Below are 17,112 nucleotides of genomic sequence, written 5' to 3'. Positions count from 1 at the left end.
GGTCGCCACGACGCGCGGTCAGACCGCCCGCACCCGGTCCGGCATCCGCGCACCCGGCACTGCCGGTTCGCCGTCGAGTTCGCCGGCGGGGCTCAGGTCGAGGCCGGGGCGGTCGCGCAGGGCGAGCACCGCGGCGACGGCCAGGACGAACATGACCAGCAGGTAGCCGCCGACGGCGAGCACGCTGCCGGTGGTGCGCACCAGGGCGGCGGCGATCATCGGGGCGAAGGCCCCGCCGAGGATCGCGCCGAGGGCGTAGGAGATGGCGACGCCGGAGAAGCGGATCGAGGCCGGGAACAGCTCGGCGTACCAGGCGGCCTGCGGCCCGTAGGCCAGTCCGAGTCCGACGGTGAACAGCGCGAGGCCGAGGAACAGCAGGCCGATCTCACCGGTGTCGACGAGCAGGAACATCGGGAACACGGTGACGATCAGGCTGCCGTAGCCGACGAGGTAGGTGCGCTTGCGGCCGTAGCGGTCGGCCAGATATCCGGACAGGTAGGTGGTGCACGCCCACAGCGCCGCCGCTGCGGTGATGGCCACCAGCACCGGCGTCCGGTCCAGGGCGACCGGTCCGTCGGGGTCGGTGGCATAGCTGGTGATGAAGCCGCCGGTGGTCATGTAGCCCGCGGCGTTGTTGCCCGCGAAGACCAGCGCGGCCAGCAGCACCAGCAGGCCGTGCCGCCGGAACAGCGTCAGCACCGGCACCTTCGCGCGCTGCCTGCCCGCCGCCAGTTCCGCGAAGACCGGGCTCTCGTCCACGGTGCGGCGCACCACGTAGCCCACGCCGATCAACACCACGCTCAGCAGGAACGGCACCCGCCAGCCCCAGTCCAGGTAGGCCTGCCCGGGTGCGACGACACCGGTCATCAGCGCGGTCACCCCCGAGGCGAGCACCATGCCGAACGGCACGCCGAGTTGCGGGAACGCGCCTGCCCGGCCGCGCCGGTCCGCGGGGGCGTGCTCGACCGCCATCAGCACCGCGCCGCCCCATTCGCCGCCCGCCGAGATGCCCTGCAGGATGCGCAGCAGGATCAGCAGGATCGGGGCGAGCACGCCCGCCGAGGCGTAGGTGGGCAGCAGACCGATGAGGCTGGTGGAGATGCCCATCGTCAGCAGGGTCGCGACCAGGATGGCGCGCCGCCCGAGCCGGTCGCCGAAGTGCCCGGCCAGGAAGGCGCCCAGCGGGCGGAACACGAAGCTGATGCCGACGGTGGCGAAGGACAGCACCAGCCCGATCGAGGAGCCCGCCGGGGCGAAGAACAGCTCGGAGAACACCAAGCCCGCGGCGGTGCCGTAGATGAAGAAGTCGTACCACTCGATGGTGGTGCCGATGACGGTCGCGGCGGCGACCCGTCGCGCGGACGTCGTCGGCGTCGACGACGAGGTTGCGGTACTCATGCTGATTCCTCGGGGGGGTGAAGGGTTTTCAGTGATCCCAGGTGACGGGCAGCGCGGTGGAGCCGCGGAACACCCAGCCGTGGAAGGCGGGTTGCCGGCGGGGGTCGGTGCGCAGGCCGGGCAGTTCGGCGTAGAGCAGCGGGACGGCGATCTCGCCGATGGCGATGCGGGCGGCCCAGTGCCCCGCGCACAGGTGCACGCCGCTGCCGAAGCCCAGATGCGGACGGCGCGGGCGGGTGATGTCGAACCGGTCCGGGTCGGTGAAGACGGCGGGATCGCGGTTGGCGGCCCCGACCACGACGCCGAGCGCCGCGCCCGCGGGCAGGACGACGCCGGCGAGCTCGACTTCGCGGGTGGTCTCGCGCGGATACATCCCGATCGGGGCGAGCCAGCGCACCGTCTCGTCGAACACCGCCGCCCACCCGAGTTCACCGGCGAGCACCCGCGCGCGCTGGTCGGGGTGCCTGCTCAATGCCCACACGGTGTTGGTCACCATGTGTTGCGGCTCGTTCATGCCGCCCGCGACGGTGAGCTTGACGTTCGCCGCCACCTGCTCGGTGGACAGTCCGGCGGCGATCATGGCCGAGGTGATCGAGGCGTCGGGGTGACGCCGGTAGTACGGGATCAGCTCGTCGAGCAGCGTGTCGACCTCGTCGCGCGCGGCCTCGCAGCGCCGCCAGATCTCCGGGTCGTCGAGCAGGTTCCCGGTGCCGGCGATGAAGGCGTGCGACCAGCGCCGCATGTCTTCGGGCGCAACGTCTTTCATACCGAGCAGATCCACCAGGTTCTGCGCGGCGACGGGGGCGGCGTAGTCGCGATCGAGGTCGGCCGCGTCCGGGCCGCGCTCGCGCAGCCGGTCCAGATATCGGCGTGCGGTGCGTTCGAAGACCGGAACCCACTGCTCCCGGAGGTTCTTCGGTCGCAGCGCCGGGTTGACCGCCCCGCGTTCGCGTGCGTGTTCCGGGTCGTCCTTGCGCAGCATCGGCACCCCGCCGAGGGCGCGCCGCATGGTGGCGCCGCCACCGGACACCGCGGCGCTGAAGGTCTGCTGGTCGTCCTCGACGGCGCGGCACCCGGCGAACGAGGTGACCAGGTAGCGGCCCAGCGCGGGCGCCCACGCCACCGGGCTCTCGGCGAGCAGCCGGCGATAGGACGGGTAGGGGTCGGCCGCGAGTTCGGCGGGGTCGAGCCAGTCGGCGACCGGGGCGGGCGTTGACGTCGTTGTCATCCGGGACTCCTGGGGATCGCTCAGCGAGCGGGGGCGAGTGCCGCGGCGCAGCGCTTCAGGCTGAACGCCGGATCGGTCAGGTCGGGCGGTGCGGGCACCGGGCCTGCGGCGAGGAGCCTGCGGGCGGCCATGTGGTCGGCGGGGCGGCCGACGGATTCCACCGCGACGAGGTCGCCCTCGCGCAGGCAGCAGACCGAGAACCGGCCGGTGGCCGGGTCACCCAGGGTCACGGTGTCGTCACCGGGCCTGCGCAGGCCGGCGATCTGCACTTTCACCGCGCCCTGGTGACTCCAGAACCACGGCAGGTCGGCGTAGTCGTGCTCGGCGCCGAGGAGGCCGGCGGCGACATGCCTGGCCTGATCGGTGGCGTTCTGCACCGATTCCAGCCGGATGCGGGTCCCGGCGTGCGGGTGCGGGTGTGCGGCGCAGTCGCCGACGGCGTAGATCGCCGGGTCGGCGGTGCGCAGGCGCCCGTCGACGACGATCCCGTCGGCCACCGCCAGCCCGGCCCGCTCGGCCAGCTCGACCCGTGGCACCGCGCCGATCCCCACCAGCACCAGATCGGCCCGGTACTCGGTCCCGCCGGTGCCGACCGCGCCGCGCACCCGCCCGTCCGCGCCGACGAACCGGGCCACCGATTCGCCCAGGCGCAGATCGATGCCCGCGGCCCGGTGAGCCGCCGCGACGTGGGCCGAGATCGGTTCGGACACCGCGCGGGCCAGCGGCCGGGAACCGGCGTCGAGCACCGTCACGGGCAGGCCGCGGGCACGGGCGACGGCGGCGAATTCGAGCCCGACGAAGCCGGCGCCCACCACCAGCACCGCACTCGCCGCGGCCAGCGCCGCCCGCAGTGCCCGCGCGTCGGCGAGGGTGCGCAGCGCGTACACGCCGGCCAGTTCCGCGCCGGGCACCCGCAGCGGCCGGTTGACCGAACCGGTGGCCAGAACCAGTGCGTCGTAGCCGATCTCGCGGCCGTCCGCGAGCCCGACGAGCCGCGCCCGCCGGTCCACCGCGACCGCCGCGGTACCGGTGCGCAGGTCGATCCCGTGGTCGGCGAAGTAGCGCGCCCCGCGCAGCGGCAACGGCTCGGCGCCGGGTTCGGCCGCCAGGTGTTCCTTGGACAGCGGCGGGCGCTGGTAGGGCAGGCACGGTTCGTCGCCGACGAGCGTCAGCGGGCCGGTGTGCCCGCCCGCGCGCAGCGCGTCGGCGACCTGCACCCCGGCGTGCCCGGCCCCGACGATCACCACCCGCGTCGCCTCAGATCTGGGCATCGGGCACCTCGACCTCGACCTCTGCGAGGTCGGCGGGCAGGGACAGCTGGCAGCCCAGCCTGCTGCGCCGCTCGTCGCGGGGTGCGGCGGTGCAGTCGAGCATCTCCTCCTCGTCGTCGCTGATCGGCGCGAACCGCGACAGGAACGGTTCGCGCACGTAGACGTGGCAGGTGGCGCACATCGCCTGGCCGCCGCACTCCCCCACGATGCCGGGCACGCCGTTGCGCACCGCCGCGTGCATGACGGTGCTGCCCGCGTCGGCGTCGACGACGGTGTCGGTGCCGTCGGGATGGTGGTAGGTCACCTTGGGCATGGCTCTCCTCGATTCGCTGGTCGGGGGTTCACAGGGTGGGCAGGGGTGCTCAGCCCCAGTGGACGGGCAGGCTCAGCACGCCCCGGAAGACCCAGCCGCCGACGGTGGCGGGGCGGTCGGGATCGGGGCGCAGGCCGGGGAAGTCGGCGAACAACCGCGGCAGCGCGACCCCGACGACCGAGGCGCGCGCCACCCACGCACCCGCGCAGAAGTGGTTGCCGCCACCGAAGGCCAGGTGCGGTTTGCGCGGGCGGTCGATGTCGTAGGACTCCGGGTCGGTGAACACCGCCGGGTCCCGGTTGGCCGCCGCGACCACCACCCCCAGCCGGGCGCCCGCGGGCACCGCCATGCCCGCCACCTCGGTGTCGGCGGTGGCCTCGCGCGGGTACATGCTGATCGGCGCGACCCAGCGCACCGACTCCTCGAACGCGTCCGACCAGCGCGCGCCCGCCCGCACGGCCGCCAGCTGCGCCGGATGGGTCAGCAGCGCCCACACCGTGGTGGCGATCGCGTCGCGGGGCTCGTTCAGGCCGCCGCCGATGGTCATCTTGAGATTGGCCCGCAGCGACTCGATCGGCATGCCCGAGGCGCCGAGCACCGCGAGCAGGCTGCCGTCGGGCTCGGCGCGCAGGGCGGGCAGCATCTCGTCGATCGCCGCGTCGACCTCCCGCGAGGACCGCTCGGCCCGCGCCCACACGTCGGGGTCGTCGGCGTAGTTGCCGGTGCCGTCGATCAGCGTCTGCGACCAGCGTTGCAGGTCCTGTTCGGTGGCGTTGGCGAAACCCAGGATCATCCGCAGGTTCTCCGCCGCGTAGGGCGCGGCGAACTCGGCGACCAGGTCGGCGCCCGGCCCGGCGGCCCGCAGTCGCGCGGCGTAGGTGGCGTAGTTGCGGGCGAACAGCGCGTTCCAGTGGTCCTTGATCGCCTTCGGGCGCAGCACGCCGCCGTAGGCGCGGCGTTCGGTGTCGTGCTCGGGGTCGTCCTTGCGGAGCATGCTGTGGCCCATCGAGCGCTTCATCAACGAGCCCGTCTCGTCGGCGCTGAACCGCTGCTGATCCAGCTCGATCTCGTGGCAGGCCTCGTAGCCGAGCACCAGGAAGCGGTTGACGGCCGGTACCCAGTGGATCGGGGCCTGGGCACGCAACCGCTGATAGGTCGGGTACGGATCCGCGTACAGTTGCGCGATCGTCACGTCCTCCGCGGTCGGGATCGCCCGTGCCGCAGCGGTTTTCACAGTCATCCTCGCTCACCTTCCTCGATACCCGATGGGACACAGTGTGGGCCCGGTCACCTCCACAGGTAAAGTTCAAAAAACCTTCCAAACACCACAGAAATGGTTCGCATATGCCTGGCTACACCCTGCGCCAGCTGGAGTACTTCGCCGCCGTCGCGCAGGCGCGCTCGATCTCCGCCGCAGCCGCCGCGCTGCACGTCACCCCCACCGCGGTGGCCTCGGCACTCACCGATCTCGAGCGCGTGCTCCGCACCCAGCTGGTGGTCCGGCGCAAAGCGCACGGCATCACCCTCACCCCGACCGGCAGCTACCTGCACCAGCGCGTCGCCGGGCTGTTACGCGAGGCCGACGAGCTCGAACTCGCGGCGGCCGGTGGCGGCACCGAGCTGGTCGGCCCGCTGCTGCTGGGTTGCTACTCCACCATCGCCCCCACCGTGGTGCCGCTGCTGATGGAGTGGATGCGCGAACACCACCCCCGGGTCGACCTGACCGTGGTCACCGGCAGCCAAGCCGAACTCCCGCAACGCCTGCTCGTCGGCGGCCTCGACCTGGCCATCGGCTACGACATCGGCCTGCCCGACGGCCTCGACTCGGTGCTGCTCTACCGCGCACCCCCGTACGCGATCCTGCCGACCGACCACCCGCTCACCCGCCGCGACACGGTCACCATCGCCGAGCTGGCCCGCGAGCCGATGATCCTGCTCGACCTACCGCCCGCGGCGCAGCACACCCTGCAACTGTTCACCGACGCCGGCGTGGAACCCCGCATCGGACAACGTATTTCGGATTTCGAACTCACCCGCGCGCTGGTCGCCCGCGGCTTCGGCTACTCGGTGCTGATCCAGCGGCCCGCCATCAGCCGCTCCTACGAGGGCCTGCCGATCGCGCTGCGCGAGATCGAATCCCCCAGCCACAGCGGCCATGTGCTGATGATGTGGCCGCGCCAGGTCCGCCTCACCGACCGCGCCGCCGCCCTCGTCGACTTCGCCACCCGCCACGCCGACCACCTGGACCCGCGCAATCACCACAGCGCACCGGCCTAGTCCCGAACCCCGAACAGCACCCGATCGGCGGGCGGCGCCCAGCAGCCGGTGGCGATCTCCCCGGCCCTGCTGGGGGAGTTGAAGGCGCTGCTCGGGCCCGGAGGTGTGCGGACCGATCAGCCGTCGCCGCGGGCGTCGTAGGCCTGCTGGGCGGCGCGGATGGCGGGGGCGTTGGCCTCGGCCCAGCGGCGCATGGCGATCAGGGGGACGAGGGCGTCGCGGCCCAGCGGGGTGAGCGCGTATTCGACGCGGGGCGGGATCTCGGGGTAGTGGGTGCGGGTGAGCAGGCCGTCGCGTTCCAGGCTGGTCAGGGTTTGGGTGAGCACTTTCGGGGTGATTCCGGCAACGGTGGCGCGCAGGCCGGTGAAGCGCAGCGGGCCGTCGGCCAGTGCCTGCAGGACCAGCATCGACCATTTGCCGCCGAGCCGTTGCAGGATCGGCCGCGATGGGCAGTCGGGATCCATGACGTCGTAGACCAGGTCACTTTCCACAAGGAAACTATGGCACGTTGAAGTCATCGGTATCAATCGGATACCAATGTCGGCAGCAGGTTCACGACTACTCGAAAGGAAGCACATGAAGATCGCCGTCTTCGGGGCCACCGGCATGGTCGGCTCCGCCATCGTCGACGAAGGTCGCAGCCGCGGGCACGAGGTGCGCACCGTCTCCTCGCGGCCGGGCGCGGCCGACGTGACCGCCGACCTGACCCGGTTCGAGGACGTGGCCGGGCTGGCCGAGGAGGTCGACGCGATCGTGGTGTCGGTGCCACCGTCGCGCACCGGCGAATCGCACGAGCCGTGGGTCGCCGCGCACGAGCGGCTGGCGCGCACCCCGCTGCCCACCCGCCTGGTACTCGTCGGCGGCGCGGGCAGCACCCTGGTCGAGGGCACTCCCCTGCTCCAGACGCCGGACTTCCCCGCCGACTACCTGCCGGAAGCGACCTCCGCGGCGCGGGTGCTCGAGCTGTTCCGCGCGGCCGACGCCGGCGTCGACTGGACCATCCTGTCGCCCGCGCCGGTGATCGCCCCCGGCGAGCGCACCGGCAACTACCGGCTCGGCGGCGACGAACTGGTCGGCGAGCGGGTCTCCACGCAGGACTACGCGGTGGCGCTGTGGGACGAGCTCGAGCAGCCGAAGCACCGCAGGACCCGGTTCACGGTCGCCAACTGAACGGATTGCCCGGCGTTCGCCGGTCGGCCGCTTTCGCTGCGCCGCGCGGGTGCGGCATGGAACCATGAGCCTGTGGCGCACGACATCGCGGCGGAGGACACGGCGGCGATCCGGCGACCGATCCGGCGGCGCACCAGGGTCGTGCGCAACGCCTACGGCAGCGCGGCCGCGGAAGCGTTCTGATCATCGCCATCACGACGATCCTGGTGACCCGCCTCTACCTGGCCTTGACGAACTACCCCCAGGTCGGCGGCGGGTCACTGCACATCGCGCACGCCCTCTACGGCGGCGCGGCGATGATGGTCGCGCTGCTGGTCGGCTGGCTCGTGCTCGGCGAGACCGCCCGCGGCGTCGCGGTGCTGATCGGCGGCATCGGGTTCGGGCTGTTCCTCGACGAGGTCGGCAAATTCGTCACCGCCGACAACGACTACTTCTACGGCCCCGCCGCCGAGATCATGTACGTGCTCGTGCTGGTGGTGCTGGTGGCGAACCGGGCGGTGCGCCTGGTCCGCGCGCCCACCGTCGAGGAGTACCTGGCCAACGCCGCCGCCATCGCCGCGGCGGGTGCGGCGGGCGGCCTGCCCGAGCACCGGCGCGCGGCTGCCGAGCGGATGCTGGCCCGCGCCGAGCTGGGCGGTGCCGACCCGCGCGCCGTGCGGGGGGTGCGGTTGCTGCTCGATTCCGCCGGGCACCGGGTCGACCGCCTGTACGCGGTCAGGCAGCGTCTGCCCCGGCTGGTTCCCGCGATGTTCCGCAGTCCGCGGTGGGTGCCGGTGCTCGGCTGGTTGCTCGTGGTGTCCGCGGCGGTGGGCATCGCGGTCGGCATCCTGCAACTCGCGCTGGGCGGCCTCGAACTCGACACCGCCGACACCACTCTCGACATCGGACGGATGGGCATCGCCGAGGCCATCCTGTTCGTCAGCGCCTGCCTGACCTTCCTGGTGGCCGCGCCCGCGATCGTGCGCTACCGCCCCGACGGGCCGCTGTGGCCGTTGCACGCGCTGCGCATCGCCGCGCTGATCTTCACCGTCCTCAACGCCTTCGCCGACTTCGCGACCGAAGGGTTCGGCGCGCTGGTCGGTGTCGCGCTCGGCCTGTTCACCATGGCGATGCTGTCCTACCGGATCGGCGTGCGGCTCGGCGGGCAGGCCGTGCCCGGGTCAGGCCAGGGCGAGCCCGAACCAGAGGCAGGCCGCGAGCAGGAGCACGGTGATCACCCACACGGCGCGGGTGGTGTAGGTGTGGCGCATGACGGGGCCTCCCGGGTCAGACGAAGGTGAAGCGTTCGGTGTGCACGCGTTCGGCCGGGACGTCCAGGGCGGAGAGGGCGTCCTCGACGGCGGTCACCATCGGCGCCGGGCCGCAGATGAAGTACTGCCGGCGCTCGTGCCGGTCGGGCAGGTGCCGCCGCAGCAGCGCGGCGTCGACGAACCCTGACTCGCCCGGCCATCCGGGCGGCGGGTCCTGCGGCACGAGCACGACGGTGAGGTCCAGACGCCGGGAGAGGGCGTCGATCTCGGCGTCGAAGGTTTGCTCGGCCACCGTGCGCACCGCGTAGAGCAGCAGGAACGGGCGCCGGTCGCCGCGGTCGGCCATGGTCCGCAGGATGGAGACCATCGGGGTGATGCCGACACCGCCCGCGATCAGCACGAAGCCGGGACCTTCGTTGCGGTCCGGGGTGAACACCCCGTGCGGACCGTCGAGGTAGGCGCGGGTGCCGGGGGCGATGTCGCCGACGGTGGCGGTGAAGTCGCCGAGCGCCTTGATGGTGATCGCCACCCGGTCGTGGTCCTCGGCGCTGGAGGAGAACGAGAACGGATGCGCGGTGATCGCGAAGGGGGAACGGTCGACGGTGAGCCAGCCGAACTGTCCCGGCGCGAACCGGATTCCCTGGTGCCCGACCGGCGCCAGGGTCAGGGTGGTGGCATCACCGCGTTCGGGGGTGACCGCCTCGATGCGCCACGGCCGCCGCATCCGCCGGACGGGCGCCACCACCCGCACCCATACCAGGAGTCCGACCAGCGCCAGCGTCATCGCGACCCACAACCACACCTTCCATACCGCGTCGAGGTAGTAGCCGACCAGCAGCATGTGGCCCAGCGCGAACCCCACCACCGCCACCGACAGCACCCCGTGCACGACCTGCCACACCTCGTAGCGGATACGGAGGCGCCGCCGCCACACCGAGGTCGCGACCACGATCAGCAGCAGCACCGTCGAGGTGACCGCGAAGCGGGCCCGCCACGGCGCCTCGGCGAGGTTCAGCAGCGCCACGATGTCGATGCCGCCGATCTGCAACAGGACCGGGTGGGCCAGCACGAACGCCAGCGCCACGGCGGAGATCTGGCGGTGGAACTGCACCAGCGCGTCCTCACCGAAAGGCGCCGCCATCGACCGGAACCGGGCGACCAGCGCGAACTGCGCCCCGAGCATCGACATGCCGACGAATCCCAGCGCCACCGAGAACTCCACCCAGAAGCCGCGCCCGCCCTCGACCGGCCCGACGACGGCGAAGATCAGCGGCACCACCGCCACCGCCACATACAGCGTGATCCACCCGATACCCCGAACAACCACAGACACCGCGACCTCCGATCGAAGGGCGTTCCGCCGCGCTCGGCCGGCGCTCGTTCCACGCTAGCCCCGCCCGGCCGATGCCGAAGCCGTTCGACCCGGCGTGTTCCCCGGGACCGCGGCGGCACGGCGACGACGATGCGGGTTGTCGGGAGCCGCAGGTGCCACTCCCCCCTCATCAGGAGTGGCACCTCGGCGCGTGCGGTACCCGGTGCGGCCGACCGTGCGACGCCTGCCTGGTCGTGGGGCGACGACGGTGCGGCGGTCGCGCGAACGCGGGGTCAGACGCCGGCTTCGCTGACGTCCGCGATCAGGTCGGGCGCGCGGCGCGTCCAGTCGGTGGCCGATTCGTAGGTGTGGCCGACCCGCAGGACCGTCGCTTCGTCGAACGGCTTGCCGATGATCTGCATGCCGATCGGCAGGCCGGTGGCGGTGAAACCGCACGGCACCGACATGGCGGGCAGGCCGGTGAGATTGCCCGGCGCGCACGTGCGCACGTAGGCGTTGATCAGCGGCTCGCTCATCCCGTCCGGCCAGGTGAACTCACCCTGTCCGGCGGGCGCGGCCGCGCGCGGAACGGTCGGCGCCAGCACCGCGTCGAGGCCGTCGAACATCTCCCGCCAGCCCTGCTGCAACAACGTCCTGGCCCGCAGCGCCCGGATGTAGTCGGTGGCGAGCACCATCTCGCCCGCCTCCAGCATCAGCCGCACGTCCGCCTCGTAGCGGTCGGCCCGCTCGCGCAGCGCCTCCTGGTGGTAGGCGCTGGCCTCGGCCACGAAGACGGCGTACTCGACCGGCATGTACTGCTCCGGCAGCGGCAGCGCGACCTCGCGCACGTGCGCGCCCGCGTCGGCGAGGACGTGCACGGCGGCGCGGTAGGCGGCCTCCACCTCGGGATCGATGTGGTCGAAGAAGTAGTTCGTCGGCACCCCGACGGTCATGCCGCGCACGTCGGCGACCAGGCTCGCGCGGTAGTCGGGCACCTCGGCGTCCACGGTGGCGGGATCGCGCGGGTCGAAACCGGCGAGTTCGCCCAGCAACAGCGCGTTGTCGGCGACCGTGCGGCCCATCGGCCCGATGTGGTCCAGCGACCAGCTCAGCGAGGTGGTGCCGTAGCGGGAGACCCGCCCGTAGGTCGGCTTGATGCCGGTGACGCCGCAGAGGGCGGACGGGATGCGGATGGACCCGCCGGTGTCGGTGCCGATCGCGCCGAGCACCATGCGCGCGGCCAGCGCCGCGCCGGACCCGCCGCTGGATCCACCCGGGATGTGGTCCGGATGCCAGGGGTTGCGCGTCGTGGGAGTCACCACCCCGTAGGCGAATTCGTGGGTGTGGGTCTGGCCGACGAGCACCGCGCCCGCGCGGTCGAGCCGTTCGACGACCGCCGCGTCGTCCTCGGGCACGTGCCCGGCGCGGCTGCGCGAACTCGAGGTCGTCTCCACTCCGGCGCGGTTCACCAGCGCCTTGACCCCGATCGGGATGCCGTGCAGCGGTCCGCGGCGCCGGCCCGCCGCGATCTCCTCGGCCGCCCGCGCGGCCTGCATGGTCGCGGCCTCGGCGGTGACCACCGAGAACGCGCCGATGACGGGTTCGTGCCGCGCCACCTGGTCGAGCACCGACTCGGTGAGCTCGACCGGGGACAACCGGCCTGCGGCGATCTCCTCGCTCGCCTCGCTCAGCGTCAGATCACAGGGCCGCACGGCTCACCTCCACCGCGCGTCGAAGGCGGTAGCCGGCGGCGTGTCGCCGAGCTCGAGCTCGCGCAGCCGGTCGATCTCGCCGTAGACGGAATCCAGTGCCGCGCCGACGATGTCGTGCCGCTCGTCCGGCAACGGCAGCCGGGCGAAGGCCGACAGTTCCGCGACCCGCGCGGGCGGACGGGCCGTTGATCGATCACCCACAATCCACCCCTGACCTCGGATGTGTCCCTGATCACAGGGCTGCGGTGACCGTATCGATCGCGTTCCCCCGCCTCCACCCCCGAAAAGGGGTAGACCCCGCCCCGCGCGCGGGCGGTGGCGGGGTCGGCGCGGCTCACAACTGCGCGTTGATCGTCTTCTGCTCGGTGTAGGCGTCGATGGCGGAGGCGCCGAGTTCGCGGCCCCAGCCGGACTGCTTGTAGCCGCCGAACGGCAGCGCCGCGTCGAAGGCGTTGTGCGCGTTCACCCACACGGTGCCCGCCTTGATCTGCCGGGCGGTGCGGTGCGCCTTGGAGATGTCGCGGGTCCACACGCTCGCGGCCAGGCCGTAGGGGGTGTCGTTGGCCGCGGCCGCGACACCGTCCTCGGCGTCGAACGGGGTGGCGACCACGACCGGGCCGAAGATCTCCTCCCGGTACACGCTGAAGGAGGACTGCACGTCCACCAGCACCGTCGGCTCCACGTAGAACCCGGAGTCGCCGTGCCTGCGCCCACCGCACAGGGCACGGGCGCCGTCGCGCAGGCCCTGGTCGATGTAGCCGGTCACCCGCTCGAGCTGCTCCTGCGAGACCAGCGGGCCCACCTCGGTGGTCGGGTCGAGGCCGGGGCCGAGCTTGCTGGCCGCGGCGATGTCGGCGACGCGCTGGGTGAACTCGTCGAAGATGCCGCGCTCCACCAGGATCCGGGTGCCGCTGGTGCAGGTCTGGCCGTGGTTGAACAGGAAGCCCGAGGCCACCCCGGGCACCGCGAGGTCCAGATCCGCGTCGGCGAACACGACCTGCGGGCTCTTGCCGCCCAGTTCCAGGGTGACGCGCTTGAGGTTGCCCTTGGCCGCGTCCACGATCAGCTTGCCCACCTCGGTGGAGCCGGTGAAGGCGATCTTGTCCACGTCCAGGTGTCCGGCCAGCGCCGCACCGGCGTCGCCGTAGCCGGTCACCACGTTGAGCACGCCGTCGGGCAGCCCGGCCTCGGCCATGATCTCGGCCAGGCGCAGCGTGGTCAGCGGGGTCTGCTCGGCGGGCTTGACGACGATGGTGTTGCCGCACGCCAGCGCCACCGGCAGCTTGAAGGCCACCATCAGCAGCGGGAAGTTCCACGGCGTGATCGCCCCGCAGACGCCGACCGGCTCGCGCAGCGTGTAGGCGTGCCACTGGGTGCCCGGCGCCCACGGCATCGACACCGGAATGGTCCGGCCCTCGATCTTGGTGGCCCAGCCCGCGTAGTACTGGAACAGTTCGGCGACCCAGGTGATGTCCACCGCCTGGGCGACCGCGGCGGACTTGCCGTTGTCCAGCGATTCCAGCTGCGCCAGTTCCTCGGCGTGCTCGAAGATGGCCTCGCCGATCCGGAACAGCAGCCGCTGGCGCTGCGCGGGCGTCCACAGCGACCATTCACCCTCGAACGCGGTGCGGGCGGCGCGCACCGCGCGGTCGACATCCTCGGCGCCGCCGTGCGCGACGGTGGTCAGCACCTGCCCGGTGGCCGGGTCGACGGTCTCGAAGCTCCGGCCCGAGGCGGCGTCCACCCACCGGCCGCCGATGAACAACTGCTTGGGGCGGGCGAGCCAGTCGCGCACCTGGGGCAGAACGGGGGTCAGCGTCGAGGCGGACGCCTCGGAAAGCGTGTCGGTCACGGTCACTCCGTTCGGAAGGGAACTATGTCGCAGACCACATTCCCCGGCACCGCACCGCCCGACTGTTCAAGTACTGGACAAGCGCGGCGGCCCCGAACGGCCCGGTGTCCAGTTCCTGAACAGTGCGCGCCGGCGCGGGCACGGTACCGTGATCTGGGACACATCGAGGAGGTCGTGCTATCTACACCACCGAGTTGATCGAGCGCCGCCGATTCCGCGAACCCATCGCGCGCTCCTGGCGGCGGGCCGCCCTGGCGGGCCTGGCACCCGACACCGTGCTGCGCGACGTGCGGGTGGTCGACGTCGATCCGCGCAGCCATCTGCTCGCCGCCGCCGCGCCGGTCATCGAGGAACTCAACGACCGGCTGGCCGAGACCGGGATGTGCACGGTGCTGGTCGACCGCGAGGGCCGCGTGGTGCACCGCTGGTGCGGCGACCCGCGCGCCGAGAACATCTTCGACGACCTGGCGATCGGGGTGGGCACCTCGCTGCTCGAGGAGGCCATCGGCACCAACGCGCTGGGCACGGCGCTGGAGATGCGCACCGGCATCGCCGTGCACGGCGGCGAGCACTTCGCCGAGCGGCTGCGCGCGTTCAGCTGTTACGGCCACCCGATCTTCCATCCGACCACCCGCCGCATCGAGGGCGTCCTCGACATCACCGTGCTGGCCCGGTCGGCGAGCCCGCTGCTGTCACCGCTGGTCGCCAAGGCCGTGGCCGACATCGAGCAGCAGTTGCTCGAGGGCAGCCGGATCTCCGAGCGGGTGCTGCTGGCCGCCTTCCAGACCGCCTCGCGCCGCAGCAGGCCGGTGGTCGCCGTCGGCGACGACATGTTCGTCACCAACATGGCCGCCTCCGATCTGCTCGACACCAGCGACATGGCGTTGCTGCGCAACCTGGCCGGCGACCTGTCCGGCAGCACCGAACTCGAACTCGAACTGCGCTCCGGGCAGGCGGTGCTCACCGCCGAGCGGGTGCCGGGCAGCCGCGGCGGGGTGCTGATCTACATCCAGCCCACCGAGCGCCGCACTCCGCGCACACCCACCACCGGCGCGGCGCCGGTCGGACACGTGTGCATCTCCGGCCAGCCCGGCACCGGCCGGACGACGGCGGCCAGGCAGCACGCGCCGCAGCGCCCGTACTCCGTGCTCACCGGCGGGCAGGCGATCATCGGCGGCTCGGCGGCCTGGGCCGAGCAGTTCGCCTCGATCGTCCGCGCCGAGCAGGGCACGCTGTGCATCGACGGCGTGGATCTGCTGCCGCCCGAGCTGATCGAGATCGTCACCCGGCACGCCCGCTCGGGCACCGCGCCGCACCTGGTGCTGACCTGCGGCCCGCTGGACGGGTTGCCCGGCCACGTGCGCGCCCTGCCCGCGCTGTGCGCGTCGACGGTCGAACTGCTGCCGCTGGCCAACCGCCTCGGCGAGCTGCCCGCCATCGCCGAGGCCATGCTCGCCGAGCTCGGTGCCGACAAGACCCATCACCTCACCCCGGGCGCCCTGCGCGCGCTCGGCGGGTACTGGTGGCCGGGCAACCTCAGCGAGCTGCACGCCGTGCTGGAACGGGCGGTGCGCGCGCACGCGGGCGGCGCCATCACCCCGGCCGACTTCCCCGCCCACCTGGCCCCGGACGGGCCGCCCCGCGATCTGGCCCGGCTGGAGCGCGCCGAGCGCGACGCGATCGTCGCCGCGCTGCGCGGCTGCGGCGGCAACAAGGTCCGCGCCGCCCAGCAGCTCGGTATCTCCCGCACCACGCTCTACGCGAAGATGCGCACCCTGCGGATCCAGACCTACTGACCGGCGCGGCGCAGTTGCGATCGCGCTGAATGTAACCGGTGACCGGGGCGCCGAACACGGGCAGCCTTTCGGGGTGACTCGTGTGATCCGCTTCAACGCCTTCGACATGAACTGCGTCGCCCACCAGTCCCCCGGGCTGTGGAAGCACCCCGAGGACCAGTCCTGGCGCTACAAGGACCTGGACTACTGGACCGAGCTGGCCCGGCTGCTCGAACACGGCCGCTTCGACGGCCTGTTCATCGCCGATGTCCTGGGCACCTACGACGTCTACGGCGCCGGTGACGAGGCCGCGATCCGGCAGGCCGCCCAGATCCCGGTCAACGATCCGATGCTGCTGGTCTCGGCGATGGCGCTGGTGACCGAGCACCTGGGCTTCGGGGTCACCACGGGCACCGGTTTCGAGCACCCGTATCCGTTCGCCCGCCGGATGTCCACCCTCGACCACCTCACCAAGGGCCGCATCGGCTGGAACGTGGTCACCGGCTATCTGCCCGCGGCGGCACGCAACATGGGCCAGACCGACCAGCCGGCGCACGACGCCCGCTACGACCACGCCGACGAATATCTCGAGGTGCTCTACAAGCTGTGGGAGGGTTCCTGGGAGGACGACGCGGTGGTCCGCGACGCCGCGAACGGGGTGTTCACCGACCCGGCCAAGGTGCACCACATCGGCCACGAAGGCACCCACTTCCGGGTGCCGGGCGTACACCTGTCCGAGCCGTCCCCGCAGCGCACGCCGGTGATCTACCAGGCCGGGTCGTCGCCCCGCGGGGTGCGGTTCGCCGCGGAGAACGCCGAGGCGATCTTCACCGCCGCCCCGACCAAGGCGATCCTGCGCGAGACGGTCGGCACGATCCGCCGGGAACTCGAGATCGCCGGGCGCGACCCGTATTCGGTGCGGATCTTCAACCTGTCCACCGTCATCACCGCCGCCACCGACGAGGAGGCCGCGGCCAGGCACGCCGAGTACCTGTCCTACGGCGACCCCGAGGGCGCGCTGACCTTCATGTCCGGCTGGATGGGCGTGGACCTGGCGCGCTACGGCCTCGACGAACCGGTCGGCAACGTCGATTCCAACGCGATCCTCTCGGCGGTCGCGGCGTTCCGCTCGGCCGATCCCGCGGGCGGTGAGTGGGCGATCCGCGACATCGCCGAGTGGGGCAAGATCGGCGGCATGGGACCGCTGTTCGTGGGTTCCGGTGTGCGCGTGGCCGACACGTTGCAGGAGTGGGTCGAGGAGACCGACGTGGACGGGTTCAATCTCGCCTACGCGATCACGCCCGGCTCGTTCGCCGAGTTCATCGAGCACGTGGTGCCGGTGCTCACCGCGCGCGGCGCCTACCAGTCGGCGTACACGCCGGGCACGTTGCGGCACAAGCTGCTCGGCCGGGGCGACCGCCTGCCCGACGACCACCGCGGCTCCCGCTACCGGGTCGGCGGGCCGCTGTCGACGATCATCGAGCGGCCGTCGACGGTGCCGTCGTCCTCGGCGTCCACCGCGACCCAACCCGCGCGCGGGCGATAGGAGACCCG

Annotated in this window: 14 protein-coding genes and 1 pseudogene; 5 read left to right on the top strand and 10 right to left on the bottom strand. The window is 72.3% G+C overall.

What is annotated here, in order from left to right; translation table 11 throughout:
* Window positions 1-18: 18 nt before the first annotated feature.
* Genes CRM89_RS28125 through CRM89_RS28105 form a run of 5 tightly spaced genes read right to left on the bottom strand, consistent with a single transcriptional unit; the run spans window position 19 to window position 5,450 of the window.
* Window positions 19-1,398 carry an MFS transporter gene (locus CRM89_RS28125; protein WP_060592908.1) on the bottom strand — a complete coding sequence of 460 codons (1,380 nt, stop codon included), beginning with the start codon at window positions 1,396-1,398 and terminating at the stop codon, window positions 19-21.
* Window positions 1,399-1,426: 28 nt separating this feature from the next.
* Window positions 1,427-2,626, bottom strand: a complete 1,200-nt coding sequence (locus tag CRM89_RS28120; protein ID WP_098086684.1) for a cytochrome P450 — start codon at window positions 2,624-2,626, stop codon at window positions 1,427-1,429.
* Window positions 2,627-2,646: 20 nt separating this feature from the next.
* A complete protein-coding gene (locus tag CRM89_RS28115) occupies window positions 2,647-3,897 on the bottom strand; it encodes an NAD(P)/FAD-dependent oxidoreductase (protein ID WP_228792347.1) in 1,251 nt (416 codons plus the stop codon).
* Window positions 3,884-4,210, bottom strand: coding sequence for a 2Fe-2S iron-sulfur cluster-binding protein (locus CRM89_RS28110; RefSeq protein ID WP_011207744.1), 327 nt, complete (start codon window positions 4,208-4,210; stop codon window positions 3,884-3,886). The genes CRM89_RS28115 and CRM89_RS28110 overlap by 14 nt, the downstream gene beginning before the upstream one ends.
* 49 nt (window positions 4,211-4,259) lie before the next feature.
* A complete protein-coding gene (locus CRM89_RS28105) occupies window positions 4,260-5,450 on the bottom strand; it encodes a cytochrome P450 (protein WP_098086682.1) in 1,191 nt (396 codons plus the stop codon).
* A gap of 104 nt (window positions 5,451-5,554) precedes the next feature.
* Between CRM89_RS28105 and CRM89_RS28100 the strand changes: the two genes are divergently transcribed.
* Window positions 5,555-6,487: a LysR substrate-binding domain-containing protein gene (locus CRM89_RS28100; RefSeq protein ID WP_098086681.1), complete on the top strand. Its 933-nt coding sequence runs from the start codon at window positions 5,555-5,557 to the stop codon at window positions 6,485-6,487.
* 116 nt (window positions 6,488-6,603) lie between these two features.
* On the opposite strand, the gene CRM89_RS28095 is transcribed toward CRM89_RS28100, so the two are convergent.
* On the bottom strand, window positions 6,604-6,978 hold the full coding sequence (locus CRM89_RS28095; RefSeq protein ID WP_240327520.1) for a helix-turn-helix domain-containing protein: 375 nt from the start codon (window positions 6,976-6,978) through the stop codon (window positions 6,604-6,606).
* 85 nt (window positions 6,979-7,063) lie between these two features.
* Here CRM89_RS28095 and CRM89_RS28090 point away from each other — a divergent pair, with 85 nt between their 5' ends.
* Window positions 7,064-7,657, top strand: a complete 594-nt coding sequence (locus CRM89_RS28090) for an NAD(P)-dependent oxidoreductase (protein WP_098086680.1) — start codon at window positions 7,064-7,066, stop codon at window positions 7,655-7,657.
* Window positions 7,658-7,765: 108 nt separating this feature from the next.
* Window positions 7,766-8,937, top strand: a pseudogene (locus CRM89_RS28085) (hypothetical protein).
* Here the strand turns inward: CRM89_RS28085 and CRM89_RS28080 are convergent.
* From CRM89_RS28080 to CRM89_RS28065, 4 genes are all read right to left on the bottom strand, one after another.
* Window positions 8,924-10,240, bottom strand: a complete 1,317-nt coding sequence (locus tag CRM89_RS28080; protein ID WP_098086679.1) for a ferric reductase-like transmembrane domain-containing protein — start codon at window positions 10,238-10,240, stop codon at window positions 8,924-8,926. The pseudogene CRM89_RS28085 and the gene CRM89_RS28080 sit on opposite strands and share 14 nt — an antisense overlap.
* A gap of 272 nt (window positions 10,241-10,512) precedes the next feature.
* Entirely contained in the window at window positions 10,513-11,931 is a 1,419-nt protein-coding gene (locus CRM89_RS28075) for an amidase (protein WP_098086678.1), read from the bottom strand.
* A 3-nt stretch (window positions 11,932-11,934) separates the two neighbouring features.
* On the bottom strand, window positions 11,935-12,132 hold the full coding sequence (locus CRM89_RS28070; RefSeq protein ID WP_011207735.1) for a hypothetical protein: 198 nt from the start codon (window positions 12,130-12,132) through the stop codon (window positions 11,935-11,937).
* Between the two features lie 133 nt (window positions 12,133-12,265).
* Window positions 12,266-13,747: an aldehyde dehydrogenase family protein gene (locus tag CRM89_RS28065; protein ID WP_060593491.1), complete on the bottom strand. Its 1,482-nt coding sequence runs from the start codon at window positions 13,745-13,747 to the stop codon at window positions 12,266-12,268.
* Window positions 13,748-13,977: 230 nt separating this feature from the next.
* Between CRM89_RS28065 and CRM89_RS28060 the strand changes: the two genes are divergently transcribed.
* Both CRM89_RS28060 and CRM89_RS28055 read left to right on the top strand, forming a co-directional pair.
* Complete coding sequence (locus CRM89_RS28060) at window positions 13,978-15,579, top strand: sigma-54-dependent Fis family transcriptional regulator (RefSeq protein WP_011207733.1); 1,602 nt, start codon at window positions 13,978-13,980, stop codon at window positions 15,577-15,579.
* 73 nt (window positions 15,580-15,652) lie between these two features.
* Window positions 15,653-17,104, top strand: a complete 1,452-nt coding sequence (locus CRM89_RS28055) for an LLM class flavin-dependent oxidoreductase (protein ID WP_098086677.1) — start codon at window positions 15,653-15,655, stop codon at window positions 17,102-17,104.
* The last annotated feature ends 8 nt before the right edge of the window (window positions 17,105-17,112 follow it).

The sequence above is a fragment of the Nocardia sp. FDAARGOS_372 genome (genome assembly GCF_002554515.1).
GTDB lineage: Bacteria > Actinomycetota > Actinomycetes > Mycobacteriales > Mycobacteriaceae > Nocardia > Nocardia farcinica.
Note: the sequence above shows the minus strand (reverse complement) of the source record. Positions and strands in the feature narration are given on the sequence as shown.